The sequence below is a fragment of the Micromonospora sp. DSM 45708 genome (genome assembly GCF_039566955.1).
Taxonomy (GTDB): domain Bacteria; phylum Actinomycetota; class Actinomycetes; order Mycobacteriales; family Micromonosporaceae; genus Micromonospora.
In genome coordinates, this window is sequence record NZ_CP154796.1 from 2,113,832 (window position 1) to 2,140,663 (window position 26,832).

The window sequence follows — 26,832 nt, forward strand, 5'->3', positions numbered from 1 at the left end:
TTCCCCGGCTCCGACCCCCTCCGGAAGGCCCACCTCACTCATGCGCCGTCCCGTCCTGCTCGCCCTGGCCGCCGTCCTGGCCGCCGGTGCCACCTCCGTCCATCTGGCGTCGTCCGCCTCCGCAGCCGCCGCGTGCTACCCCACCTGGTCGTCGTCCGCCGTGTACGTCGGCGGCGGCCAGGCGTCCTACCAGGGCGTCAACTACCAGGCCAAGTGGTGGACCCAGAACGACAACCCGGCCACGCACAGCGGCCAGTGGGACGTCTGGGCCAACCAGGGCACCTGCGGCGGCGGCACCACCCCCACCACCCCGCCGCCCACCTCGCGACCCCCGACCACCCCGCCACCCACCACCCCGCCACCCCCGACCACCCCGCCACCCACCACCCCGCCGCCGACCGGCAACGGCCAGCTCCCGAAGCACTTCCTCACCGGGTACTGGCAGAACTTCGACAACCCGGCCCAGGAGATCCGGCTCCGTGACGTTCCAGCCTCCTACGACCTGGTCGCGGTCGCGTTCGCCGACGCGACGAGCACACCGGGCGCGGTGTCCTTCGGCATCGACGCGGGCCTGAGCGCCTCGCTCGGCGGCTACACCAACACCGACTTCAAGAACGACGTCGCCACCCTGCACGCGCGCGGCAAGAAGGTCATCATCTCCGTCGGCGGCGAGCGCGGCACCATCTCGGTCGCCAGTTCCAGCGCCGCCACCAACTTCGCCAACTCGATCGTCGACCTCATCGGAACCTACGGGTTCGACGGTGTCGACATCGACCTGGAGAACGGCGTCAACGCGACGTACATGACCCAGGCGCTGCGCGACATCCGCAACCGGACGAGCGCCAACCTGATCATCACGATGGCACCGCAGACGATCGACATGCAGAGCACCGGCGCCCAGTACTTCCAGTTGGCGCTGAACATCAAGGACATCCTGACCGTCGTCCACACCCAGTTCTACAACTCCGGCGCGATGCTCGGCTGCGACAACACCGCCGCGTACGGCCAGGGATCGGTCAACTTCCTCGTGGCGCTGGCCTGCATCCAGCTCGAGAACGGGCTCCGGCCGGACCAGGTCTCCCTCGGACTGCCGGCCGCACCGAGCGCCGCCGGCGGCGGCTACGTCAACCCCTCGGTGGTCAACCAGGCCCTCGACTGCCTCGCCTACGGCACCAACTGCGGCTCCTTCAGGCCGCCGCGCACCTACCCCGGAATCCGTGGCGCGATGACCTGGTCGATCAACTGGGACGTCACCAACGGCAACGGATTCGCCAACACCATCCGCCCGCACCTCACCACCCTGCCCTGAACCCCCACCGGAGCGTGTCATGAAACTCAGGCAGAAGATCCTGGCCGTCGCCGCAATCGCGGTCACCGCCACCGCGATCGCGATCGTCCCCATGTCCACGTCGAGCGCGGCCGTGGCCTGCTACCCGACCTGGTCCGCGTCCCAGGCCTACGTCGGCGGTGGTCAGGCGTCCTACCAGGGCGTCAACTACCAGGCCAAGTGGTGGACCCAGAACGAGAACCCGGCCACGCACAGCGGCCAGTGGGACGTCTGGGCCAACCAGGGCACCTGCGGCGGCGGCACCACCCCGACCACCCCGCCGCCCACCGGCCCGACCAACCCGCCGCCGGCCGGCAAGATGGCGGCGGCGCCGTACGTCTACCCCGGCTGGGGCAACCCGCCGGCGCCCTCGACCATCACCGGTCAGGGCGTCCGCGCGTTCACGGTCGCGTTCGTGCTGGCGAACGGCTGCAACCCGGTCTGGGACGGTGAGGGCGGCCTGACCGGCGGCGTCCACGAGTCCTGGATCAACCAGGCCAAGGCGGCCGGCGCGACGATCGTCCCGTCGATCGGCGGCTGGCAGGGCAACAAGCTCGGCCCGAACTGCTCCACCCCGGAGGCCCTCGCCGGCGCCTACCAGAAGGTCATCAACACCTTCGGTCTCAAGGCCATCGACATCGACATCGAGAACTACGACGAGTTCGAGAACTACGCGGTCGCCGACCGCATCGTGAGCGCCCTGGGCATCATCAAGCGCAACAACCCCGGCGTCACCACGATTCTCACCTTCGGCACGACCACGAGTGGACCCAACGTGCACGGCGTCCGGCTGATCAACCAGGCCCGGGCGTTGAACGCCAACGTGGACGTCTTCACCATCATGCCGTTCGACTTCGGCGGCGGCAGCGACATGTACACCAGCACCCGCAACGCCGCGGAGGGCCTGAAGAACCAACTGAAGTCCACGTTCGGCTGGAACGACCAGACGGCGTACGCGCACATGGGCATCTCCGGGATGAACGGTCTGTCCGACCAGCAGGAGGTCACCACCCCGGAGACCTGGACGCGGATCCGCGACTACGCCAGGAGCAGCGGCCTCGCCCGCTTCACCTTCTGGGCGGTGAACCGGGATCGCGGCTGTGCCGGCGGCGGCGTGGTGTCCAACTGCAGCGGCATCGCCCAGAGTGACTGGGAGTTCAGCCGCATCTCCGCGGGCTTCTAGCCGGGATCCGGGCCCGGACGGGCGAGGTCTCCGGTGGATGGTTCAGCGACCGAGCAGAACCTGGAACCGGAGACCTCGCCCACCGGCCGTGGACAGAACGCCGGTTCCGCCGGCCCTCCCGGGGACGGCCGTCACACGGGCCGCCCCCGGGAGCCGTCGCTGCCGGTGCGGTGGACGTCCACTCCGGACGCGCCGCCGCCCCGGCAATCGCGCCGGGCGCTGTCGCCTGGCCGCCAGTGTCCGGGCACGGACAGTGCCCGTGCTCCGCTGTCCGGGCGGCTCGATGATGGGTCCGTCGACGCGCCGCCGCGACGGGCCGGCGGGCGTGGCATTCCGGGCAGGGGGTTGGGCATGTCGTTCGAGGTCGATTTCAACTGGGCGTCGCAGGCCATCATCGAGACGGTCGCGGTGCCGTTCCCGTCCCTGGAGACGCCACCCGACGTGGTCGTCGCCGATCCGCCGGTCCCGCAGTTGGCCTTCCAGCAGTCCGGTCCGGTCACGGTCACGATGCTCGGCAGCGGTCGGTGGAACCGGGACACCAGCTACCGGTTCAACGCCGGCTGCAACCCGCAGCCGCACCACGCGGCGGAGGTGGGGCAGGTCGGGGTGCTCTCCGCCGCCGAGGCGCAGGAGTTGGAGACGTGGTTCCTGCGGCGCTATCCGACGTCCAACCCCACCGTGCTCAAGAACGGCGAGAAGTGGAATCTCGTCCTCACCCGCAACGGCGCGGTGTTCAACTTCCACGTCGCCGTCCAGCCGGCCCGCGGCTAGCCGCGACGCGGCGGGGGGTGCGGGCCGGCCCCGGCCGGCCCACACCCCCCGCCGGTCACCGGTACACGCGCACGTAGTCGACGAGCATCCGCGCCGGGAACGGCGTCGACGCGTCCGGCGGGCCGGGCCAGTCGCCGCCCACGGCCAGGTTGAGGATCAGATAGAAGGGGTGGTCGAACACCCACGGACCGCGGGTCGTCTCCACCGTCTCCTTGCTGGCGTAGAACACCTGCGTGCCGTCGACGAGGAACCGCATGCCCCGGCTGTCCCACTCGACCGCGTAGACGTGGAAGTCGGCGGACAGGTCGACGGTCCAGACGTGCTCCTGGCCGTAGCCGCCCCCGCCGTTGTAGGCGGGCGCGTGCAGGGTGGTGTAGCTGCGGTAGGTGTCGCGGCCGAGAATCTCCATGATGTCGATCTCGCCGTTGTACGGCCACGGCCGGCCGGTGAGGAAGTCGCCGCCCATCATCCAGAACGCCGGCCAGAGGCCGGTGCCCTTGGGCACCCTGATCCGCGCCTCGATCCGGCCGTACTGCACCTGGAACTTCGTGCCGGTGTTCATCCGGTGCGAGGTGTAGGCGCGTCCGCCGGCGTTCTCCCGCCGGGCCTCCATGACGAGTTGGCCGGCGCCGTTCATCGCCGCGTTGGCGTTGTCGGTGTAGTACTGCAACTCGTTGTTCTGCCCGGTGCCCGGATCGACGGTCCACCTCGCGGCATCCGGCCGGGCGCCGGCCGGTCCGTCGAACTCGTCGGCGAAGACGAGGGTGGTGGCCGGGAACGTCGGGTCGGCGGGTCGGGCCGGGGGAGCGGTCGGGGCGCCCCCGGTGCCGTACACCTGGAACTCCCACAGCGAGTACCCGTAGCCGTTGCTGCGCGCGGTGCCGTACATCCGCACGTAGCGGCCGGTGCCGCTGACGGTGAGGTCCTGCCGGAAGCCCGGGTTGGTCGTGGTGCGGTAGATCGTGGTCCAGGTGGTCGCGTCCGTCGAGGTCTGGATCTGGTACGCGGTGGCGTAGGCCGGATCCCACTGGAGGACCACCCGGTGCACGGTCGCGGTGGCTCCGAGGTCCACCGAGATCCAGCCCGGGTCGACCCAGCCGGTGGTGGGGCTCGTCGCCCACCGTGAGGCCGGATCCAGGTCGAACGCCCGCGCCGGTGAGCACTGCCAGCAGGCGCCGTCGTCCTGGTAGGACGAGGCGGTCGCCGGCTTGCCGTAGGACAGCAGCACGTCACCGCCGGACGGGGGTGGCGTCGTCGGTGTCGTGCCGGTGGTGCGGACCGCGAGTTCCCAGAGCGAGTAGCCGTACGCCGTGGCCCGTGCGGTGCCGAGGACCCGCAGGTAGCGGCCGGAACCGGTCACGGTGAGCTGTTGACCGCCGCCGGTGCCGGTGGTGGTGGCGTAGACGGTGGTCCAGGTGGCGCCGTCGGTGGAGAGCTGGACCTGGTACGCCGTCGCGTAGGCCGCCTCCCAGGTGAGGTCGACCCGGCAGACGGCGCGCTCGACGCCGAGGTCGACGCGCAGCCACTGCGGGTCGGCGGCGGCGCTGGACCACCGGGTGCCGGGGTTGCCGTCCACCGCCGCCGAGGCGGGCAGCGCGGCGTTCTCGGTCGACGAGGCGGTGGCCGGGCGGTTCAACGCGGCGTTGCCGGTGGTGTCACACCCGGTGGCGGTGCTCGTGCCGTACACCTGGAACTCCCAGAGCGAGACCCCGTACGCGGTGCCCCGGGCGGTGGTGGTGACCCGCACGTACCGTCCGGTGCCGGCGACCGCGAGCGTGTCGACGCCGCCGTCGCCGCCGGTGACGGCGCGCAGCGTCGTCCAGGTCGCGCCGTCCGCGGAGACCTGCACCTGGTAGGCGGTGGCGTAGGCGGCCTCCCAGGAGAGCACCACCTGGCTGACGGTGGCGGCGGCGCCCAGGTCGACGCTGAGCCACTGCGGGTCGGCGGCGGCGCTTGACCACCGGGTGCCGGAGTCGCCGTCCACCGCCGCCGAGGCGGGGAAGGCGGCGCTCTGCGTGGACGAGGCGGTGACCGGGCGGCCCTGGGACAGCAGCGGGTCGGCGCCCTGGGCCGGACCGGCGGCGAGGCCGGTCAGGGTGGCGAGAAGTGTCGCCGCGAGGGCGGCGGCGGTGAGGCGGCGACGGGTACGTGTCGGCGGGTCGACGGTGCGGACGGGTTGGCGGTTCATGGGCGTCTCCAGGAGCGGGCGGTGGCCGGAGAATGGCTCGCCGGTCGGCCGTGACCAGCGATGGAGAGCGCTCCCTGGTGACCAGGTTCGGCGCGCGACAGGCGCGTGTCAAGGAAATCCGGCGGTTCCGGAACCACGCCGCCACCACACCTGGGCATCGACATCTGTGGTTGCATGTGGGCATGCGTCGCACTCTCGCCCACCTGCTGGCCGCCCTCGTCGCCGCGTCGTGCGTGCTCGTCGCCGCGCCGGCCGGCGCGGCGACCACCGCGCCGTCCCTGGTGCTCGGCACCGACTTCCCGGACCCCGACATCCTCAAGGTCGGCGGCACCTATCACGCCTACTCGACGAACAACGGCAACGGCAACGTCCCGGTCGCCACCGCGTCGGCGCTCACCGGCCCGTGGACCCGGCGCGCCGACGCGCTGCCGACGCTCGGCGCCTGGGCCTCCGGCGGCCTCACCTGGGCGCCGGACGTGTCCCGCCGGGCCGACGGCACCTACCTGCTCTACTACACCGCGCGCAGCCGTGCCGCCGGCCGCCAGTGCATCGGCGCGGCCACCTCGACCTCACCGCTCGGCCCCTTCGCCCCGGTCGGGTCCGGCCCGCTGGTCTGCGACGCCGCCGAGGGCGGTGACATCGACCCGTCCAGCTTCGTCGACACCGACGGCCGGCGTTACCTGCTCTACAAGGACGACGGCAACGCCATCGGGCAGCCGACGAGCCTGTGGGCGCAGGCGGTCGCCGCCGACGGCGTGACGCTCCAGGGCGGCCGGGTCGAACTGCTGCGCAGTGGCCGCGCCGAGGAGGCGGGCGTCATCGAGGCGCCCGTGCTGACCCGGGTGGGTTCGCACTACGTGCTCTTCTACTCCCTCGGCGGGTACGGCGGTGACGGCTACCAGACCAGCTACGCCAGCGCCACGTCGCTGGCCGGCCCGTACACCAAGGCGTACCGGTCGCTGCTGACCACCGCCAGCCTCGACGGCGCGGTGCGCGGGCCGGGCGGCGCGGACGTGGTGCGCGAGGCCAGCGGGGACCGGCTGGTCTTCCACGGGTGGCGCAACGACTACTCCGCGCGCGGCATGTACGTCGCCGACCTCGGCTGGGCCGGGGACTACCCGGTCGTGCGGGGCAGCCGGGTGCGCTACGAGGCCGAGCGGGGCACGCTCAACCACTGCGCCGTCCGCAGCACCACGACCGCCTCGCAGGGACAGGTGGCGGCGTACCTCGACGACGCCGACAGCTGGGTCGAGGTCAGCGTCTTCGCGCCGCGCGCCGGCGGCTACACCGCGTACGTCGGCTACTCCGCCGGCTACGGCGACGCCGAGCACACGTTGACCGTCAACGGCGGCGGCGCGCAGGTGCTCGCGTACCCGAACACCGGGTGGGAGACGTGGCGGCAGGCCCGCGCGGACGTGGTGCTGAACGCCGGATGGAACACGGTGCGCCTGACCCGGCGGAGCCGCTGGGCGGAACTCGACTACCTGGAGATCGCCTGATCGTCGGCGCGGGTGAAGCCGTTCGTGGGGCGGGAGCCCCCGGGTTTCGCCGTGCCTTCCGGGCCGCCCGGCCGGGCGGCCCGATCCCGACACAGTACGGAGGCCACGTGATCACGAGAAGGAGCCTGCTCGTCTCGGCGGCGGCGGTGGCGGTCGGTGCCGGCACACCGCTGCGTGCCGGCGCCGCACTGCCCGAGGTCGACATGGAAGCCCTGATCAAGGCAGCGCAGATCGACCCGCGCCGGGCGGACACCGCGCTCACCGAGGGTGCCCGGGACAGCGTCCTGCTGGTGGAGCGCGCGTTGCAGGCCCGGGGGCTGCTGGCCTCGACGTACGTGGACGGGCACTTCGGCACCAGCACCGTCGCCGCGTACGCGGCGTACCAGCGCTCGCTCGGCTACACCGGCCTCGACGCGACCGGCCTGCCGGGCCCGTCCTCGCTGCGGTCGCTGGGGGACGGACGCTACACCGTGGTCCGGTCGATCTCACCCGGCAGCATCGTGACGATGCGCGGGGTGCAGGTCAACACCCGTACCCGGTCGATGCTGCTGGAGGCGGAACGTCTGCTCGGGCGTCAGCTCGGCCTCACCCAGGGCTCCTACAACACGGGCGTCGGGGCATCCGCCGGCACCCACGACGGCGGCGGGGCGCTGGACATCTCGGTCAGCGGGCTGTCGTCGGCGACCCGGACCGACGTGCTGCGCCGGCTGCGCACGGTGGGCTTCGCCGCCTGGTACCGGACCCCGGACCAGGGCGACTGGGGATACCACATCCACGCGATCGCGTTGGCCGACACCGACCAGTCGACCGGTGCCCAGAACCAGGCCGGCGACTACTACCTGGGCCGTAACGGACTGGCCAACCGGGGACCCGACGACGGTCCGGTGGTCAGCCCGAAGCGCACCTGGGAGGAGTACCAGCGGGCGCTCTGAGCCGCGGGGCGCCGGCCGCCCCGACCTGACGGGGTACGGAACGGGGTGGCCCGCGCGCCGACCGGCGCCCGGACCACCCCGCCGCCCGTCCGGCGGTCCTGACCGGCGTCAGCCGCCGGTGATGGTGAACGTGGTGCCGGGCTGCCGGACGATGTCACCGTCGGCGGAGTTGCTGATGGTGACGTTTGTCAGCGTGGCGTTGCCCCGGGCGCCGCTCATGGCGAGGATGCCCGCGCCGTTGTTCGACCGGTCGATGCGGACGTTGCTGATCGTGACGTTCGGCATGCTGCCGCCGCCGTTCTTGAACTGGATGCCGTCGTAGGTGGAGTCGATGACGTCGGTGTCGCGGATGGTGACGCCGGTGATGTCGCCGCTGGCGGGGAACAGGGTGATGGCTCCGAACTCCTGGTCCTCGTTCCAGAACACGCCACCGCACCGGTAGAGGCCGTTGTTGGCCACCAGTGTCGTGCCGGAGAACGGCAGCGGACTGTGGTCGGTCGCCAGCATGATCCCGGGGTAGTTCATGGTGTCGGAGATCAGGTTGTTCTCCACCGTGTTCCCGTAACCGCCGTAGATCGCGACGCCGTTCGCCCGCCACGGCAGTTGCACGGTGTTGTTGAGGAAGCGGTTGTCGTGTGCCACGTCCACCGCGGCGTCCTTGACGCGGGGGTTGGCCCACACCGCGAGCGAGTCGTCCCCGGTGGTGCGGAAGGAGGAGTTGAACACCCGTGAGTTGCGGGTGCCGTTGGAGAAGTTGACGCCGTCGGCGTAGGTGTCGCGGACGCGCATCCCGGTGAACTCCAGCCCGTCGCCGGGGTTCCAGTAGGCGGGGGTGTCGGAGTAGTCGCGTCCCACCCAGGCGCCCACGTTGACGTGTTCGATCCAGACGTTGCTGATCTTCGTGTTCTTCCCGAACCGTCCGTTCAGGCCGTGCCCGCGGTTGGCGCGGTTGGTGGTCATGCCGAAGATGGCCAGGTCCGAGATGGTGGTGTTGTCGTCGATGTCGAAGCCGACGTTGCCCTCGTGCGGGTGGTTGATGTTGCCCACCACGTTCTGCGGCTCGGTCTCGGTGTAGAGCTGCGAGTGCCACATGCCCGCGCCCCGGATCGTCGCGTTGCGGATGCCTCGCTGGTTGTACTGCCCCCGGTTGGGGTCGGGGGAGAGGATCTTCTGTTCCTGCCGCCACTGGCCGGCCGGGATCCAGACGCAGCCGATGACGCCGTTCTGGTCGTCCGTCACGGCCCGCTGGATGGCGGCCGTGTCGTCGATCCCGTCGTTGGGGACGGCGCCGTAGGCGGTGATCGAGGTGCACTCCGCCGGCTTGCTCGCCGGCGGCGCCACCTGCTCCAGGTCGATCAGGTCGACGACGTAGAACGACGCGGTGTCGGTCGCGTCGCGTTGCAGCCGGAACCGGGTGCCGGCGGGGTACGACTGGGCGAGCAGGGCGTGCGACTCGTCGAACAGCCGCCGGGCGTTCGCCTGTGGGGTGTTCGAGAGCGACTCGGTGTCGTCGGTGGTGCCGTACAGCCAGCTGTTGCGGGAGGAGAGCGTCAGCTTCTGGACGAACGTGTCGTTGACGTAGAGGCTGAGGCTGGCGGTCAGCCCGCCCCCGTTGGGCGCGTCGGGGATGGAGTTGCGGACGACTATCGAGTTGGCCGGGTTGGTGGAGGTGACCTCGACGAACTGGCCGGTGCTGGTCAGCCGGACCGACTTGCGGCCGGACGACTCGGTGGCGAAGTTGGTGTGGCCGAAGGTGCGCAGCGGGTCGGCCTCCAGCAGGGTGCCCTGGTAGCGGGCCGCCTCGGCCTCGTACTCCGTCCACGGCACGGCCGCGCCGCGTCCCACCACCATGGACTGCGACAGCGAGTTGTTCGTCTCGTTGGTCTCGGTGACGACGCCGCTGGCGTCGGCGGTCGCGGTCAGCGTCACACCGCCGGCGGTCGCCGTCCAACTGCCGGTCACGGCCACGGTGGCGGTCGCTCCGGCGGCCAGTGCCCCGGTGGCGGTGTTCAGGGTGGTGCCACCGACCACGAGCCGGGTGACGCTGGCGGCGGCGGCGCTGGTGCCACGGTTGCGGACGCTGACGGAGAACGTCACGGTGGCGCCGACGGCGGGACTCGGCGGGTTGCTGGTGATGGCGACGACCTGGAGGTCCGGGCCGGGGGCCTGGCCGACGACCAGCGGCGCGGACGCGGTGAAGCTGTTGTTGTCGTTGTTCTGCTCGGCGACGGTGTCGGCCGGGTCGACGACCACGACGAGGGTGTAGGTGCCGATGGCCTGCGCCGGCGCGGTCGCCGACACGGTGGCCGTGGCGCCGGCGGCCAGGGAACCGACCACGCCGCTGGCGACGACGCCGCCGTTGAGCCTGAAGTCGACCTTGGTGCCGGCCGCGGTCGCGCTGCCGCTGTTCCGGACCGTCGCGCTCAGGTTGACCGGTGTGGCCTCACTCGGCGCGGTGGGGGTCCAGCTCGCCGCGGTCACGACCAGGTCCGGGTTCGGCGCCCAGCCGCCGAAGACCTGGAGGTCGGCGACCTGCGCGCCGGGCGCTCCGGTGTTGCCGGTGAACCTGAGCTGCACCTCGGCCACCCGAGCGGTGACCGGGATGGTCACCGAGTTCCGGTTGCCGGACGGGTCGAAGCCGTAGGCCGCGGCGGCCTTCAGGGTGGTGAACGTGGTGGCGCCCTGGGTGCGTCCCCGCACCTCGATGGTCTGGGTGCGGGCGCCCCAGACCGGGTCCGGGTTGAGCTTGACCACGATCCCGGTGACGTCGGCGTCGGCGCCCAGCTTGACCGTCAGGGTCGCCGGGAGACCGTTCGACTCCCAGTAGGAGGTGGGGCTGTTGTCGGTGGCGTTGGCGGCCACGAACGTGAACACCGAGGAGGACGCGTCGACGGGCTTGCCGGCGGACAGGTTGGTGCCGGACGGTGTGCCCGGGTCGCCGCCGCCCTGCCCGGCGACGCCGTAGACCTCCAGCTCGGCGATCTGGGCGGCGGGCCATCCGGTGTTGCCGGTGATGGTCAACCGCAGGTAGCGGACGGTCGCGGCGGTGAAGTCGATCGTCACCGTGTTCCCCGAGGCCGGGTCGAAGACCCGTCCCGCCGAGGGGGAGAGGGTGCTGAAGGTGCTGCCGTCGCCGCTGCCCTGCACGGCCAGCGTCTGGGTCCGGGTCGCCCAGGCGGTCGACGCCGGCAGTTTGAGTTTGACCTGGTCCACCGCGACGCTGCTGCCGAGGTCGACCTGCACCCACTGCGGGAACGCCTGGGCGGGGCTCTCCCAGTACGTCTGCTGGTTGCCGTCGGTGACGTTGCTTCCGACGTAGCTCTCGACCGAGCCGCTCGTGGACACGGCCTTGCCGGCGGCGAGGTTCGCGCCGCCGGCTGCCGCCGCCGGGGTGGGCGCGAGGGCCGACAGGCCGGCCAGCAGGGCTGCGGTGAGCCCGCTGACGAGCCGTCGGCGGTGATTCTTCGGTGTCATCGGGTCCTTCGATCCGTGGGTGGCGGGGGCGGGCCGCACGCATCACACGGATGCGGTTCCCGGCTTCTTCCGTGGCCTCGTTACGTTCTTGCGTTTCTCTAGCGAGTTTTTGCAAGGATGGCCGTCAATGTTTCAGACGGATGACCGACGCGTCAACGGGGTGGAGGAAGAAAGACCACGGAGCGGGAGCGGCGGCGCCGTCGGCACGGTCGTTCGCCTCGGTTCCGGAGCCGCCCCGGGCGGCTCCGGAACCGTCACGCGTTCACCAGCCGACGGCGACGACCAACCACTGCGGGTCGCTGTGCGACACGAACGACGACTGGTCGGCGACGTCGTCGTACGGGAAGCCGTAGGCGCGGCCGTTGATGGCGCGGTCGTGCCAGAACTTCGCGTACCAGTTGGCCGGTGACTGCTGGTAGAAGCGGGTCGGGTCCTCCCACTGCGTCCGGGGCAACTGCGCGGTGTGCCGGTTCAGCGCGGCACAGCCGGTCGGGTCACCGGCGAACCGGCCGGCGCAGCCGAAGATGTCCGACGTGGCCGCCGACAGCCCGACCGAGTCGGCGTACGCGGTGAAGTAGCCGGCGTACTGGCCGCCGGCCCGGAACTGCGGCGAGCTGCCCGGCGCCGGGATCCGGTAGGGCGCCTCGATGCTGGCGAGATGCTTGAACTCCGCCGGCACCGCGTCGGCGAAGCGCTGGAACGTCACCGAGCGGTCCTCGGCGAAGGTCGCCTCGTTCTCGCCGACCGCGACGTCGTAGCCGTCGCGGGCGTGCAGCCGCATCGCCAGCTTGAGCGCGAACGCGTCGACCCGGGTGGTGTTGCCGTTGAACTGGTTCGCGCCCACGGTGAACTCGATGAAGTCGCTGTACTGACTGGTCGGCGAGCCGAGGCGGAAGTACATCCGGCCCGCGGAGTTGACCGGCATGTCCAGGTAGGGCTGCTCGGCGATGGAGCGCGTCTGCCCGTTGAAGCTCCAGTAGACCTGGCTGTCGGGGTAGCGGCCGTTGGTCCGGTTGAGCACCTTGACGGTGAGCACGTTGCGGGCCGGCGGGATGCTTGTCGTGTCACCCCAGAACCCGCCGGTCGGCGGTGGGGTGGTCGGCGGTGTCGTCGAGCCGTCGGTGGTGGCGACCGCCACCTCCCAGAGCGAGTAGCCGTAGGGCGTGGCCCGGCCGGTGCCGTACATCCGCAGGTAGCGGCCGGTGCCGGTGACCGCGAGGGTCTGCGTGCCGCCGGTGCCGGTGGTGGTCGAGGAGACGGTGGTCCACGGCCCGTCCGGTCCGGCCGCCACCTGGAGCTGGAAGGCCACCGCGTACGCGGCCTCCCACCGGAGCACCACCTGGCAGATGTTCTGGGTGGTGCCGAGGTCGATGCGCAGCCACTGCGGGTCGGCGAACGCGCTCGACCACCGGGTGCCGGTGTTGCCGTCGACCGCGGCCGAGGCCGGGAAGGCGGCGCTCTCGGTGGACGAGGCGACCGCCGGACGGCCGGCGGCCACGTTGCCGCCGCAGGCGGCGAGGCCCGGGGCGGCGCCCGCCGAGGGGGCGGTGGCGAGCATGCCGCCGGCGAGCAGGGTGAGCGCGGTGACGGCGGCGGCGAGCAGCCGACGCCCGGGACGGCCGGGGGCGGGACGGGCCGGCACGAGCCGGTGCGGGACGGGTGGGGTGGGGGACATGAACGCCTCCTTCGGTGGATCCGACGGAGGGCGCTCTCTCGGTCACCGAGGGTGGACCCGGATCGCGGTCGCTGTCAAGGAACAACCGGCGCTCCATGATCTTTTCCGGACTTCCCGCGCATCGTTGACTCAGTGAAGAGTGTCGATGACGCTGGATTCGAGGGCGCTCTCTCCGCAAGGTCCCCACCATCACCGTCTGGGAGCCACGCATGCCCGCGACACCACCGCTGTCCGCACCCGTGCGCCGCCGGCACCGCCCGGCCGGCGTGACGCTGGCGCTGCTCGCCCTCCTCGCCACGTGTCTCGTCGTGCCCGGCCCGGTCGCCGTCGCGGCCGGGCCGCTGATCTCGCAGGGACGCCCGACCACCGCCTCGTCGTCCGAGGGCGCCGCCACACCGGCCGCCGCCGCCACCGACGGCGACGCCGGCACCCGTTGGTCCAGCACGTTCGCCGACCCGCAGTGGCTCCAGGTCGACCTCGGGGCGACCGCCACCATCGACCAGGTCCAGCTCGTCTGGGAGGCGGCCTACGCGACCGCGTTCCAGATCCAGGTGGCCGCCGCGCCGTCCGGACCGTGGACCACCGTCCACACCACCACCGCCGGCACCGGCGGCACGCAGACCCTCGCGGTCACCGGCACCGGCCGGTACGTGCGGATGTACGGCACGAGTCGGGCCACCGGCTACGGCTACTCGCTCTGGGAGTTCAAGGTCTTCGGCAGCATCGGCACCGTCCCGCCGCCCACCGGTCGGCCCATCTCGGAGTTCCGGAAGGTCGCCGCGTCCTCGTGGGAGGGCGGCAACGCGCCCGCCGCCGCGCTCGACGGGCGGAGCACCACCCGCTGGTCGAGCCAGTTCGGCAGCGACCCGCAGTGGCTCAGCATCGACTTCGGCGGCCTCGCCACCATCAACCGGGTGGTGCTCGTGTGGGAGGCCGCCTACGCCACCGGCTACCGGCTGGAGACCTCCGCCGACGGTGCCACCTGGACCACGATCTACGCCACCACCACCGGCCGGGGCGGCACCGAACAGCTCACCGTCACCGGTTCCGGCCGCTACCTGCGTCTCTACGGCACCGCCCGGGCCACCGGCTACGGCTACTCGCTGTGGGAGGTGCAGGCGTACGGCGGCGTCGACGACACGGCCACCACCGCGCCGCTGCTCTCCGGCCCCACCCGCCCGCCGGCGACCCGCGACCAGTTCGCGCTGACCGCGCCGGCCGACGCGGCGATGGTCACCACCACCCGCCGGCCCGCGCTGAGCTGGACGGCGGTCGCCGGCGCGACCCGCTACCAGGTGTGGATCAACATCAGTCGCACCGACTACGACTTCACCGCCGCCGGCAACCTGCTCGACCTCTACACCAAGGTCGCCGAGCCGACCGGCACGACGTACACGCCCACCTGGGACCTGCCGGACCGCTGGACCTATCAGTGGTACGTGACCACCGTCGGCGGCACGCCGGTCACGTCGAACATCCGGCGCTTCAGCGTCTACCTGCCCGAGCTGGAGAGCGTCGCCGACGGGATCGGCATCGTCGCCGACGCCCGCGACCTCAACCGCAGCGGCGCCATCGAACCGTACGAGAACTGGCGGCTGCCGGTGCAGAGCCGGGTGGACGACCTGCTCGCCCGGATGACGCCCGAGGAGAAGGCGTACCAGCTGTTCTACAACGCCCAGGCGTACCCCCGGTCGGGTTGGCACTTCGGCCCCGCGCAGGCGGCGGACCTGCACAGCCAACTGCTCGCCTCGGCCGGCACCCGGCTGGGCATCCCGTTCGTCTCGGCGGGCGACACCATCCACGGCTACCAGACGACGTACCCGATGCAGAGCGCGCTGGCCGCGGCGAAGAACTATCCCCTCGACTACCAACTCGGCGACGTGCAGCGGCGGGAACAGCTGGAGGTCGGCACCCGTGGTGTGCTCGGTCCGCTGGCCGAGGTCGGCACCAAGGTGATCTACCCCCGGATCCAGGAGGGCAACGGCGAGAACGCGCAGGTCGCCGCGGCCCAGGTCCGCGCCCTGGTGGCCGGCCTCCAGGGCGGTCCGGAGCTGAACCCGCACTCGGTGCTGGCGACGGTCAAGCACTGGCCCGGCGAGGGCGCCGGCGGCGAGGCCCTGATCGTCTACGACAGCGTGACGATCAAGTACCACATGATCCCGTTCCGCGCGGCGATGGAGGCCGGCGCGGTCAACATCATGCCCGGATACGCGGGCAGCTCACTGCTCGACCCGGGCGGCCCCGGCGCCGGCGACAGCGCCAAGATCCTCGCCTACCTGCGGCAGAACCTCGGCTACCAGGGTCTGATCACCACCGACTGGCTGCCGTCGGGCTCCTGGATCGGCGCGGCGAAGGCCGGCTCCGACGTGATGGGCGGCGCCGACCCGGGCGCGGCCGGCTTCTCGATCGCCGACTTCGTGGCCAACGTGCCAGCGTCGCGCATCGACGACGCGGTCCGGCGGGTGCTGCGGCTGAAGTTCCAGCTCGGCATCTTCGAGGCCCCCTACGGCGACCCGGTCAACGGCCCGTACCGCTTCCACCAGCCGGCGTACACGGCGCTGGCCGGCCAGGCCTCCCGCGAGGCGATGACGCTGCTGAAGAACGACGCCGGCACGCTGCCGGTGCGGCTCGCCGCCGGTGACGACATCGTGGTCGCCGGTCCACGGGCGGCCGACGGCGGCGCCTGCTGCGTGTGGACCAGCTTCTTCCACGCCGAGTACGGGTCGCAGACGATCCTGGACGCGGTCCGGGCCCGGGCCGCCCAGGCCGGGGTGACCGTGCACCAGGACGACAGCCCGAACCCGAAGCTGGCGGTCGTCGCGGTCGGCGAGGCCTCCTACACCCACGCCACCAACTGGCCCAAGGAGCAGCCGTACCTGCCGCCGGACCAGCTCGCGGTGATCCAGAAGTTCCGCGCCCGGGGCATCCCGGTGGTGGTGGCGCTGGTGCTGCCCCGGCCCTACGTCATCACCGAGTGGCGTGACCTGGCCAGCGCCATCGTGGTCACCTACCGGGGCGGTGAGGAGATGGGCCCGGCCCTGGCCGGCCTGCTCTTCGGTGACTACCAGCCGCGCGGCAAGCTGCCCTGGCAACTGCCCCGCAACCTCTCCGACGTGCTGCGTCCCGGCGGCACCGACACCCCGGCCGACGCGGTCGAGTCGTGGGACCTGCCGTACGACCTGGGCGCGACCGCGACCGAGCGGGGTCAGATCCGGGCCTCGATCGACGCCGGCCAGCCACCGGCGACGACATACGGCAATCCGCTCTACCCCTACGGTGCCGGGCTGACCGGTTTCTGAGCGCACGGGCGGGGCGGGGGGCGCCCCCCCCCCCCCGCGCCGCCCCGGGTCACACCTTGCGGAAGCGCGCCTCGGTCACCGCGAACAGACCGTACGCCGCGAACCCGGCCGCGACCACGAGCAGCAGCCCGGTGCCGTACGGCTCGCCGGCCAGCGTCCGCAGCGCCGCGTCGAGCCCACGCGCCCGGTCCGGCTCGTACCGCCACGCCGCCAGGACGAACAGCACGCCGGCGATCCCGTACGCCAGCCCCTTGGCCACGAATCCCGCCATGCCGAGCCGGCGCACGAGCCGCCGGGTCGCCGCCGCCATCTCGCCGACCCGCAGGTGCTTCTCGAAGCGCCCGGTGGCCCCGACGAACGCCAGCCATCCCCCGAGCCCGGCCAGGACCAGGCCCGCCGCGAGAACGGCGAGCCGTCCGCCGCTCGACGCGAGCAGACCCTCGGCGGTGTCCTGCTGGGTGTCGGCGCTGGACGACTTCTTGCCGCGCAGCACCTTCACCCCGCTGAACGCGAGGTACAGGTAGAACGCGGCCCGGCCGGCCGACGCCACCCGCTCGGTCAGCCGGCGCTCCCGGAACATCTCCAGCACCTGCCAGACCGCCATGGCCACCAGCCCGACGACGATCGCCACGACGAGCGCCAGGCCGAACGGCTCGTCGGCGATCTCCTGCATGGCGCCCGACTGGTCGCCGTCGGCGGCCGGCCCGCCCGAGGCGACCCGGACGACCACCCAGGCGAAGAGCAGGTGCAGAATGCCGTAGCCGATGAAGCCGGCCCGGGTGAGACGCTCCAGGGTGGGGTTGTCGGCGGCGCGGGAGACGGTGCCGCGAGCCCGCGAGGACAGCGATGACATGCGCCGACATTGACCCGTAGCGGCTCCGGCGAAACGTGGGCGGGGCGAGGTCGCCGTCGACACGGTGGCGAGACGCCGCCCGGCCGGTTCGCGTCGGGCACACCCCGGCGGCGGTGCCGCCGTGTCTATGCTCGTGGTCATGTCCCTGGGGAGCGCGGGCGGCGCGGACCGCTGGTTCGGGCCGGTGACCGGGACGGCCGGCGGGGCCCAGGTGTTCGTCTTCCCGTACGCCGGCGGCATCGCCGCGTCGTTCACGTCCTGGCGGGAGGCGGCCCCGCCGGAGCTGTCGGTGCGGGTCGCGCAGTTGCCGGCGCGGGGGGTCCGGTTGCACGAGCCGCCCGTCGACGACCTGACCGAGCTGGTGGCGGAGCTGACGACGGCGGTCACCGAGCGGGCCTCGGGCCCGTTCCTGCTGTTCGGGCACAGCCTGGGCGCGCTGGTGGCGTTCGAGGTGACCCGGGAGCTGCGCCGCCGGGGCGGCCCCGATCCGCTGGCGTTGCTGGTCGGCGGCGCCGAGGGGCCGCAGACCCGGCGGGTCGCGCGGCGCTGCCACGAGCTCGACGACGCCGGCCTGATCGAGGCGCTGCGCGACTTCGGGACCACGTCGGCCGCGCTGCTGGCCGACCGGGAGCTGATGGAGCTGATCCTGCCGGGGATCCGGGCCGACTTCGCCCTGTCCGAGCGGTACGCCTACCGTGCCGGGCCGCCGCTGGAGTTGCCGGTGCACGTGCTGCTCGGCGACCGGGACGAGCACGTCGACCCGGGCCGGGCAGCCGGGTGGGCGCGGGACTGCGCCACCCCGCCGCAGGTCCACGTGTTCGCCGGGGGGCACTTCTTCCTGGCCGAGCACCGGTCGGAAATCCTGGACCTGATGCGACGCATCGTCACCGGTCACCCCGCTCCGGCGCATTCCGCGACAAAGGACAGGTAAGGACCCATCGGCGCGCGGGGGCTTCCACGATGCCGGCCGGCGGACATGGTGGATCGATGAGACGCGGTGCTAGAGTTCGCCATTCCTTCGTCGAGGAACGCCGCTGACGAGGCGGCATACCGTAGCGCGCCGAGGTGCTGATGAGCCGGCCGTACCTGCCGTCCCTGGTCCTGCGCGACTACCTGCACGCGGTGGCGACACTGCATCCGCACCTGCGCGCGATGCTCGACTTCGGACGGCCGGGCGCGGCCGACGCGCTGGCCGAGCTGGCCGCCACGGTGAGCGAGTTCGACACCGACTCCACCGGCCGGGGCGACTCGTACCGCCGGGCCCAGCGCGACACGCTGGTGCGCTGGACCGGAATGCGGCGCCTGCTGGAGTTGGCCACCCCGGCGGACGCCGAGCCGGCCACGCTGATCCTGGACGTGCTCGGCGGCGACGGCACCGTGGCCCGCGCCGCGAGCAGCCAGTCCGCCTGCTTCGAGTCCAAACTGGCGTTCGTCACCGGTGACGTGTCCGGCCACATGGTCGACCGGGCGCTCGCGCACGGCCTGCCCGCCGTGCGTCAGGCCGCCCACTTCCTCTTCCTGCGCGACGACAGTGTGGACGCGGTGCTGCTGGCGTACGGCACCCACCACATCCCGGCGCACCGGCGGCCAACGGCGGTGGCGGAGGCGGCCCGGGTGGTCCGCCCCGGCGGCCGGATCGTGCTGCACGACTTCGACGAGTCCAGCCCGATGGCCGGTTTCTTCGGCGAGGTGGTGCATCCGCACGCCGTCGGCGGCCACGACTACCGGCACTTCAGCCGCGCGGAGCTGGCCGGCCTGTTCGCCGGGGCCGACCTGCCGGTGCGCGTCGTCGACCTGTACGACCCGCTGATCGTGCGCGCCGACACCGAGCGGGCCGCGTACGCCGGGATGCGCGACTACGTCGGCGACATGTACGGGCTCCGGGACTTCTTCGCGACGATCGGCGACGACGAGGTGTGGCGGTTGCTGACCCACCACTTCGACCACACCGGCTACCTGGCCGCGATCGGCGGCCGGGACGGCATCCCGGTCCGGCCGGTGGTCTACCGGGCCGACGGGCAGTTCGTCGCCGAGGTGCCCCGGATGGCGATCGTCGCGACCGCGACCAGGGCGGCGTGACCGCCATGTCCGATCCGCGCTACCTGTCCGATCTGGTGCACCGGCCCACCGGCCCGGACGCCGACCGGCCCGCGGTCGTCGCCCCCGACGGCGAGCTGAGCTACGCGCACCTGTGGGAGCGGGTCGACGCGACGGTGGCGCTGCTGCGCCGGGCCGGCGTGCGGCCGGGCGACCGGGTCGGCCTCTACCTGCACCGGTCCGCCGACTACGTGACGTCGCTGCTGGCGACGCTCGGATCGGGCGCGGTCGCGGTCCCGGTCGACCCCGAGCTGCCCTCCGGCCGGGCCGAGCAGATGCTCGCCCTGGCCGCCCCCCGCCTCGTGCTCTACGCGGACCGGCCCCCGACGGTCGCCGCGCCGGCGGGCACGAGCTGGCGCGACGTGCGTACCGCCGGGGTGGGGGTGGGCCTCGACCCGCCGGACCGCGCGGGCTGGGCGCCGCCGGCGGAGCAGGCCGCGCTGGTGTTGTTCACCTCGGGTTCCACCGGCCGGCCGAAGGGGGTGGTGCTGCACCACGCCGGGCTGGTCAACCGGCTGGCCTGGGGCCACGAGCGGTTCGGCTTCACCGCCGAGGACCGGGTGCTGCACAAGGCGTCGATCGGGTTCGACGCGTCGGTGCACGAGATCTTCTCCCCGCTCGTCGCGGGCGGCGTCGTGGTCGTCGCCGGTCCGGGGCTCCCGTTCGACAGCCTCGGCCTGGTCCGGCTGATCCGGCGGGAGGCGGTCACCACCGCGCACTTCGTGCCGACCATGCTCCGGCACGTGCTGGACGAGCCGGAGTTCGCCGGCTGCGGGACGCTGCGGCGGGTGCTGTGCGGCGGTGAGGCGCTGGACATGCGGCTGGTCCGGCGGCTGCGGGCGGCGCTGCCGTGCGAGCTGTTCAACGGGTACGGCCCGAGCGAGACGTCGATCAACGTGTCCTACTGGGACTGCGCGGAGCCGTACGCGGGCAGCATCGCCCCGATCGGCCGGCTCATCGACGGCGTCCGCGCGGACGTGCGCGACGAGGAGGGCCGGCCGGTCGCCGACGGGGAGACCGGTGAGCTGTGGCTCGGCGGGGTCGCGGTCGGCCTGGGCTATCTGGGCGACGACGCGCTCACCGCGGAACGCTTCCGGCCCGACCCGGCGCGGCCGGGCGGCCGGCTCTACCGCACCGGCGACCTGGTGCGCATCGCGCCGCAGGGGTTCCTGGAGTTCCGGGGCCGGGCCGACGACCAGGTCAAGGTCCGGGGCGTCCGGGTGGAGCCGGGCGAGGTCGCGGCCGTGCTGCGCGAGCATCCCGCCGTGCACGACGCGGTGGTGGTGACCGTGCCCGACGCCGACGCCGGGCCGCGCCTGGTCGGGTACGTCGTGCCGCGGCCGAGGCGTGCCCCGGCGGTCGGTGGGCTGCCCCGGTTCCGGCTGCCCAACGGCATGGCGGTGACCGCCGCCTCGCCCGACGAGGCGGTCTTCCTCTACCGGCAGATCTTCGACCACGCGGAGTACGCGCGGTTCGGCGTCCGCCTCGGTGACGGCGCGGTCGTCGTCGACGTGGGCGCCAACATCGGCCTGTTCTCGCTCTGGGCGACCCGGCAGGCCCGCGACGTACGCCTGGTCGCGGTCGAGCCGAATCCGGACACGTTGCCGTACCTGCGGGCCAACCTCGGCCTCTACGCCGCGTCGGCGGCCGTCGTCGAGGCGGCGGTGACCGACGTCGCCGGCACCGCCGAGCTGATCTCGTTTCCCGAACTGAGCTACCTGTCCGGCCTCGGCGCCGACCGGGCCGAGGCGGCGTCGGAGCTGGTCCGGTCGCACTACCGGCACGGCGGCGGCGCCGACGACGAGGCCGAGCGGGCCGCGTTGCTGGCGGACGCGCGCCGCCGGCTGACCCCGGTGGCGCACGTCGTGCCGACGGTGAGCCTGTCCGAGCTGCTGGACCGGTTCGCGCTCGACCGGGTCGACCTGCTGAAGATCAACGTCGAGGGCGCCGAGCTGAGCGTGCTGCGCGGGGTGCGCCCGGAGCACTGGGCCCGCGTCCGCCAGGTGTGCCTGGAGGTCGAGCGCAGCAGCGTCACCACGCCGCGGGCGCGGGAGCTGCTGTCGGCGGCCGGTTTCGAGGTGCACGAGATCGGCGACTGGAACGTCGGCACGGACGCCGACGTCAGCTACCTCTACGCGGTGCGTCCGGGCGAGCAGCCGCCGGCCGGGTCGCCCTGGGACGAGCCCGCCGACCAGATGCTGACCACCGCCCAGCTCCAGGGCTACCTGGCGTCGGTGCTGCCGTCGGCGATGCGCCCGGACCAGATCGTCCTCGTCGGCCACCTGCCCCGGCTGCCCAACGGCAAGGTGGCACGGCGGGAGCTGCCGCCGCCACCCCGGCGGCCGGCGGACGTCGCCGCCGAGCGGGGCGGCGTCCTCGCCGACCGGCTGCGCGAGGCGTGGCGGGTCACGCTCGGCGTCGACGCGGTCCACGACGACGACAACTTCCTCGCCCTCGGCGGGCACTCGCTGACCGCGCTGCGGGCGGCGCTGCGGGTGCGCGAGATGGCCGGCCTGGAGGTCTCCCCGGCGAGTTGCCTGCGCGCCGGGTCGTTCGCCGCCTGGCTGGCCCGGGTCACCGACGGGGAACGCGATGTCAACGCCGCCCGGTGACGCGTCCCGGCACGTCGTCGTGGTGGGCGGCGGCCGGCTCGCCCGCGCGCTCTGCGACTCCCTGGCCGCGACCCACACCCCCGTCCGGCTCCGGGTGACCGTGCTGGCCCGCGACCCGGGCGCGGCGGACCGACTGGCCCGGGGCGCGCAGGTGCGGGCCACCGTCGCCGGCGCCGCCGTCGGGTTCACCGCCCGGCCGTTCACCCCGTCCACCACCGACCCCGGGCCCGGGTACGCCGCCGACGCCGCGTCGATGGCCCGACTCCGGCCCGACGTGCTGGTCTGCGCCGCGTCGGCGCAGTCGCCGTACGAGCGGACGCACGCGCCGTCGGCCTGGACGGAACTGGTCGCCGCCGCCGGGTTCGGCGTGACGCTGGCGTTGCAGGCGGAGCTGGTGTCCCGGCTGGCCGCCGCGCTGGCCGCCGGCGCGCCGGACGCGTCGCTGGTGAACGCCGCCTTCCCGGACGCGGTCAACCCGCTGCTGGCCGCGGCGGGGCGGCCCGTGCTCTGCGGCCTCGGCAACGTGGCGACGCTGGCCGCCTGCCTGGACGCCGCGCTGGGCGGCCCCGGGCCACGGCGGTTGGCGGTGCTCGGCCACCACGCCCACCTCGCCGCGCCCGACCCGGCCGCCACCGACGACACCGCCGAGGTACGCGCCTGGCTGGACGGCCGGGAGGTCCCGGACGTCACGGCGCTGCTCGCCGGCTACCGTGCCCTGCCCCGCCCGGAGCTGAACGCGCTGGCCGGGCACGCCGGGGCCGCCGTGGTGGCGGCGCTGGCCGCCGGGGTGGACGAGGTGGCGGCGAACCTGCCCGGGCCGCTGGGCCTGCCGGGCGGCTATCCGGTCCGACTGCGCGACGGCCGGGCCGAGCTGCGCCTGCCGGCCGGCGTCGACGTGGCGCACGCGTCGGCCTGGAACACCGCCGCCGGGCGCCGGGACGGCGTCGAGGTCGACGACGGCCACGTGCGGTACCCGGAGCGGTCGCGGGCGGCGCTGGCGGCGTACCGGCCGGAACTGGCCGATGGCTGGCACGCCGGCGAGCTGCCGGAGGTCTTCGCCCGGTTCGCCGCCCTGCGCGACCAACTGCGAACGGTGCCGCCGGCGCCGGCCCGTGCCCGGAGTGTGTGGGAGGAAGCCCGATGTCCGTGACCGCCCCGACCACCCGCAACCTGATCACCGACTACCACGACGTCATCGCCGCGGCCGTGCGGCGCTGCGGCGCGGTCCCCGGTGACGCCGCCGGCACGCCCGGCTTCGCGCCCGGCTTCGACCTGCCCGAGCTGACCCCGGCCGTGCGTGACTTCTACGCCGCCGCCACGGTGCGCTGGGCCCCGCTGGGCGCGTACGGCGGGCACCGCCTCCACCTGCTCGACCTGACCGGCAACCCGGGCACCCGGACCACCAAGACGTTCGCGTCCCTGGTGATCGTCGCCCGCGCGGTGGAACACATCCGGCGTACCGGCGCCCGCCTGCGCATCGTCACCCCGACCTCCGCCAACAAGGGTGTCGCGCTGCGCGACGCGGTGGCCCGCGCGTACGCGGCCGGGCTGGTCACGCCCGAGCAACTCGCCATCGTGGTGCTGGCGCCGCGGGCGACCCGGCACAAGTTCCGCCACGACGCGCTCGCCGCCGACCCGGTCTCCCGCCGGCTCAACCCGCTGCTGCGTTACACCGGCGACGACCCGGAGGGCGTGAAGGCGCTCGGCCGCGCGTTCGTGGACGCGTACGCCGCCCGGCTGCACGACGAGCAGGGCGTCACGCTCTGGTACACGCTGGACCTGAAGAACTACCTGGTGGCCGACGCGGCCCGGGCCGCGTTCGAGGCCGATGTCGCCCCGACCGGCGCGGCCCCCGCCCGCTGGCACGCCCACGCCGTCTCCAGCGCGTTCGGCCTGCTCGGCTACAACCTGGGTCGCGACGTGCTGGAGGCGGCGGGCCGGGCCGACCCGGACGACCGTCCCGGTTTCCTGCTCGTGCAGCACCTCGGCACGCCCGACATGGTGCTCAGCCTGCGCCACGGCTCGTTCGCGCGGGACAACGGCCCCACCTGGACCCGCGACGAGAGCCGGGACGCCTGGACGCAGGACAAGGACCCGCGTTTCCCGGCCGTCACCGACGACCCGGCCGAGGTGCTCGACCCGACCTTCTACACCCACCGCCCGGTGACGTCCCCGGCGATGAACGCGTTGATCGACCGGCACGGCGGCGACGGCATCGTGGTGTCGCGGCGCGAGTGCGTCGAGCGCTACCCGGCGGTCCGGGGCCGGCTGGCCGACGCCGGGCTCGTGCTGCCGGCCGAGCCCGGACGGCTGCGGGAGTGGTCCATCGTGATGGCGCTGACCGGTGTCTGCAACGCCGTCGACCGGGGCCTGGTGCCGGCCGGACACGACGTCGTGGTGCACGGCACCGGCAGCTACGCCGACGACTTCCCGGTCGCCGAGGCGGACGCCGAGGTGTCCACCGTCGCCGACGTCGCGGCGGCCGTCGTGGGCCGGCGGTGAGCCCGACGCCGGCCGCCCGCCCGCTCGGCCTGCCCGCCGAACGGGCCGAGCGGCTCGTCGCGCGGGCCCACGCCGCCGGGGTCGCGCCGGCCACGGTGGTCCTCACCGCGACCGCGCTGCTGGTACGCCGGTACACCGGCGTCCAGGTGGTGACGCTGCGCCACGGCGACGAGCCGGTGACGCTGGACCTGACCGTCGACGCCCCGATCCGGGAACTGTGGCGCGCGGTGCGCCCGGCGTCGCCCGGCGCCACCCCCGACGCGGTCGTCCGGATCGACCCCGACCTGCGCGCCGGCACGCTGACCGGCCTGCCCGACGACTACGCCGACGACCTGCACGCCGACCTGACCGACGTGCTGTCCGCGTTCGACCCGGACGCGTCGTCGGCCGACGTGCTGCGCTCGGCCCGCTACGAGTGGCGTCCGGCGCCCGACCCGGGCCGGCTGCACGGCGGCGACGGCACCGAGGCCGACGCCGTACGCGGGGAGACGATTCCCGCCGCGTTCGCCGCGGTGGTCGCCGCGCACCCGGACCGGGTGGCGGTGCTGGCCGACGACGCGACAGTGACCTACCGCGACCTCGGCGCCGCGGTGGCCGCGACCGCGGCGGCGCTGACCGGGCCGAACGACGCCGCGACGCCGCAGGCGCCGGTGGCGGTGCTGTGCCGCCACGGCGTCGCCACGATCACCGGGATCCTCGCGGCGCTGGCGTCCGGGTCGGCGTACGTGCCGCTGGACACCGCGTTCCCGACGATCCGGCTGGCCGGCATGATGCGCGACGCCGGGGTGCGGGCTGTCGTCACCGACGCCGCACACGCGCGGCTCGCCGCCACGCTGGCCGCCGACGCCGGGCTGCCGGAGCTGCCCGTGGTGCCGCTGCGACCGGGCGCTCCCGGGTCCGGCCCGCCGGTGCCGCACGGTCCGGCGCGGCCGGACGACCCGGCGTACGTGCTCTACACCTCCGGGTCGACCGGGCGGCCGAAGGGCGTGGTGCAGAGCCACCGCAACGTGCTGTTCGGCATCCGCAACCACGTGCGCAACTTCGCCGTCCGGCCGGACGACCGCACCAGCGTGCTCACCTCGTTCGGCTACGACATGGCGGTCACCGACACGTTCGCCGCGCTGCTGTCCGGCGCCGCCGCCGTCCCCGTCGACGTGCGGGCGCACGGCCTCGGCCACCTGGCCGGCGCGCTCGCCGACCGGGGCGTCACGGTCTACCACTCCACCCCCACCGTCTACCGCTATCTGGTGGCGAGCCTGGGCGACGGCGGGCGGCTGCCGTCGGTCCGGGCGGTCCTGCTCGGCGGCGAGGAGGTCACCCGGCACGACGTGACACTGGCCCGGCGGTCCTTCGCGCCGGGCGTGGTGTTCGTCAACGGGTACGGCACCACCGAGATCAGCTTCGCCGCGCAGCACCACCTGCCGCCCGGCGCGCGACCGGAGCGGGCCGTGGTGCCGATCGGGCACCCGCTGCCGGGCGTCGAGGTGGTGCTGACCGACCCGGCCGGTCGCCCCACCTGCCGGACCGGCGAGGTCGTCGTCCGCACCCCGCACGTCGCCCTCGGCTACCTGGGGTTGCCGGAGCTGACGGCGGCCCGGTTCACCGAGCACGACGGGGTGCGGGCGTACCGGACCGGGGACGTGGCCCGGCGGCTGCCCGACGGGACGCTCGTCTTCCTGAGCCGCAGCGACCGGATGGTGAAGATCCGCGGCTACCGGGTGGAGCTGGGCGAGGTCGAGGCCCACCTGGCCGGCCTGCCCGGGGTGGGTCGGGCGGCAGTGGTGGCGCGGCGCGGCGCGGCCGGCGCCGGCGAGCAGGAGATCATCGGGTACGTGGTGCCGGCCGGCGGGGCGGACCTGCGGCCGGCGGTGCTGCGGGAGCGGCTGGCGGCGGTGCTGCCGGACTTCATGGTGCCCCGGGCCGTGGTGCCGGTGGCGGACCTGCCGACCGGTCCGACCGGCAAGCTCGACCCGGCCGCGCTGCCCGACCCGGCCGCGCTGCCCGACCCGGACGCCGGGTCCGGGCGACCCACCGGCGGGCCGCCGTCGGGGCCGGTCGAGGAGACCATCGCGGCGGGCTGGCGTGCGGTGCTGGGACTGCCCACCGTGGACCGGCAGGTGAACTTCTTCGCCGCGGGCGGCCACTCGCTCCAGCTCGCCCTGGTGCAGAAGCACCTGGAGGACCAGCTCGGGCGGCGGGTGCCGCTGGCCCGGCTGGTGGAGTTCCCGACGGTGGCGTCGCTGGCCGCGCACCTGGGCGCGGCGTCGACCACGGTCGGCGTACCGGAGGACGGTCGCCTGGCGGCGGTCGGCCGCCGGATGGCGCGACGCCGGGCCGCGCGCGGCGGCGGCCCGGGGCAGGGTGAACCGTGAGCGCGAGGAACGCAGCGCAGCGGAGTCCCGCAGTCGCGAACGAAAGGC

General features: G+C 73.7%; 16 protein-coding genes. 12 read left to right on the forward strand and 4 right to left on the reverse strand.

Annotation, left to right across the window (positions count from 1 at the left end; translation table 11 throughout):
* Positions 1–40: 40 nt before the first annotated feature.
* The 3 genes from VKK44_RS09570 to VKK44_RS09580 all read left to right on the forward strand — a co-directional run bounded on the left by VKK44_RS09570 (position 41) and on the right by VKK44_RS09580 (position 3,281).
* The gene (locus VKK44_RS09570) at positions 41–1,309 is read left to right on the forward strand and encodes a chitinase (RefSeq protein WP_343446510.1); all 1,269 of its coding nucleotides are present in this window, start codon (positions 41–43) and stop codon (positions 1,307–1,309) included.
* A gap of 19 nt (positions 1,310–1,328) precedes the next feature.
* The gene (locus VKK44_RS09575) at positions 1,329–2,510 is read left to right on the forward strand and encodes a carbohydrate-binding protein (RefSeq protein ID WP_343446512.1); all 1,182 of its coding nucleotides are present in this window, start codon (positions 1,329–1,331) and stop codon (positions 2,508–2,510) included.
* A gap of 351 nt (positions 2,511–2,861) precedes the next feature.
* A complete protein-coding gene (locus VKK44_RS09580; RefSeq protein WP_343446514.1) occupies positions 2,862–3,281 on the forward strand; it encodes a hypothetical protein in 420 nt (139 codons plus the stop codon).
* 55 nt (positions 3,282–3,336) lie between these two features.
* On the opposite strand, the gene VKK44_RS09585 is transcribed toward VKK44_RS09580, so the two are convergent.
* The gene (locus tag VKK44_RS09585) at positions 3,337–5,469 is read right to left on the reverse strand and encodes a discoidin domain-containing protein (RefSeq protein ID WP_343446515.1); all 2,133 of its coding nucleotides are present in this window, start codon (positions 5,467–5,469) and stop codon (positions 3,337–3,339) included.
* Between the two features lie 182 nt (positions 5,470–5,651).
* On the opposite strand from VKK44_RS09585, the gene VKK44_RS09590 reads away from it, so the two are divergent.
* Together VKK44_RS09590 and VKK44_RS09595 are read left to right on the forward strand one after the other, a co-directional pair.
* Complete coding sequence (locus tag VKK44_RS09590; RefSeq protein WP_343446516.1) at positions 5,652–6,968, forward strand: family 43 glycosylhydrolase; 1,317 nt, start codon at positions 5,652–5,654, stop codon at positions 6,966–6,968.
* A gap of 107 nt (positions 6,969–7,075) precedes the next feature.
* Positions 7,076–7,900, forward strand: coding sequence for a peptidoglycan-binding domain-containing protein (locus VKK44_RS09595; protein WP_343446517.1), 825 nt, complete (start codon positions 7,076–7,078; stop codon positions 7,898–7,900).
* A gap of 108 nt (positions 7,901–8,008) precedes the next feature.
* Here the strand turns inward: VKK44_RS09595 and VKK44_RS09600 are convergent, their stop codons facing one another.
* Together VKK44_RS09600 and VKK44_RS09605 are read right to left on the reverse strand one after the other, a co-directional pair.
* A complete protein-coding gene (locus VKK44_RS09600) occupies positions 8,009–11,374 on the reverse strand; it encodes a CARDB domain-containing protein (protein WP_343446518.1) in 3,366 nt (1,121 codons plus the stop codon).
* Between the two features lie 262 nt (positions 11,375–11,636).
* Positions 11,637–13,049, reverse strand: a complete 1,413-nt coding sequence (locus VKK44_RS09605; RefSeq protein ID WP_343446519.1) for a beta-1,3-glucanase family protein — start codon at positions 13,047–13,049, stop codon at positions 11,637–11,639.
* Between the two features lie 209 nt (positions 13,050–13,258).
* Between VKK44_RS09605 and VKK44_RS09610 the strand changes: the two genes are divergently transcribed.
* Positions 13,259–16,348 (forward strand): discoidin domain-containing protein, encoded by a 3,090-nt coding sequence (locus tag VKK44_RS09610; RefSeq protein WP_343446520.1) that lies wholly within the window; start codon positions 13,259–13,261, stop codon positions 16,346–16,348.
* 49 nt (positions 16,349–16,397) lie between these two features.
* Here the strand turns inward: VKK44_RS09610 and VKK44_RS09615 are convergent, their stop codons facing one another.
* Positions 16,398–17,201, reverse strand: coding sequence for a DUF1206 domain-containing protein (locus VKK44_RS09615; protein ID WP_343446521.1), 804 nt, complete (start codon positions 17,199–17,201; stop codon positions 16,398–16,400).
* A 139-nt stretch (positions 17,202–17,340) separates the two neighbouring features.
* Between VKK44_RS09615 and VKK44_RS09620 the strand changes: the two genes are divergently transcribed.
* From VKK44_RS09620 to VKK44_RS09645, 6 genes are all read left to right on the forward strand, one after another.
* Positions 17,341–18,132 carry a thioesterase II family protein gene (locus VKK44_RS09620; protein ID WP_343446522.1) on the forward strand — a complete coding sequence of 264 codons (792 nt, stop codon included), beginning with the start codon at positions 17,341–17,343 and terminating at the stop codon, positions 18,130–18,132.
* A 140-nt stretch (positions 18,133–18,272) separates the two neighbouring features.
* The gene (locus VKK44_RS09625) at positions 18,273–19,280 is read left to right on the forward strand and encodes a class I SAM-dependent methyltransferase (RefSeq protein WP_343446523.1); all 1,008 of its coding nucleotides are present in this window, start codon (positions 18,273–18,275) and stop codon (positions 19,278–19,280) included.
* Positions 19,281–19,285: 5 nt separating this feature from the next.
* Positions 19,286–21,910, forward strand: coding sequence for an amino acid adenylation domain-containing protein (locus tag VKK44_RS09630; RefSeq protein WP_343447727.1), 2,625 nt, complete (start codon positions 19,286–19,288; stop codon positions 21,908–21,910).
* On the forward strand, positions 21,891–23,060 hold the full coding sequence (locus VKK44_RS09635; RefSeq protein WP_343446524.1) for a potassium transporter TrkA: 1,170 nt from the start codon (positions 21,891–21,893) through the stop codon (positions 23,058–23,060). Before VKK44_RS09630 ends, VKK44_RS09635 begins: the two co-directional genes overlap by 20 nt.
* Positions 23,051–24,412 carry a DUF6002 family protein gene (locus VKK44_RS09640; RefSeq protein WP_343446525.1) on the forward strand — a complete coding sequence of 454 codons (1,362 nt, stop codon included), beginning with the start codon at positions 23,051–23,053 and terminating at the stop codon, positions 24,410–24,412. Before VKK44_RS09635 ends, VKK44_RS09640 begins: the two co-directional genes overlap by 10 nt.
* The gene (locus VKK44_RS09645) at positions 24,409–26,784 is read left to right on the forward strand and encodes a non-ribosomal peptide synthetase (RefSeq protein ID WP_343446526.1); all 2,376 of its coding nucleotides are present in this window, start codon (positions 24,409–24,411) and stop codon (positions 26,782–26,784) included. Before VKK44_RS09640 ends, VKK44_RS09645 begins: the two co-directional genes overlap by 4 nt.
* Positions 26,785–26,832 lie beyond the last annotated feature (48 nt).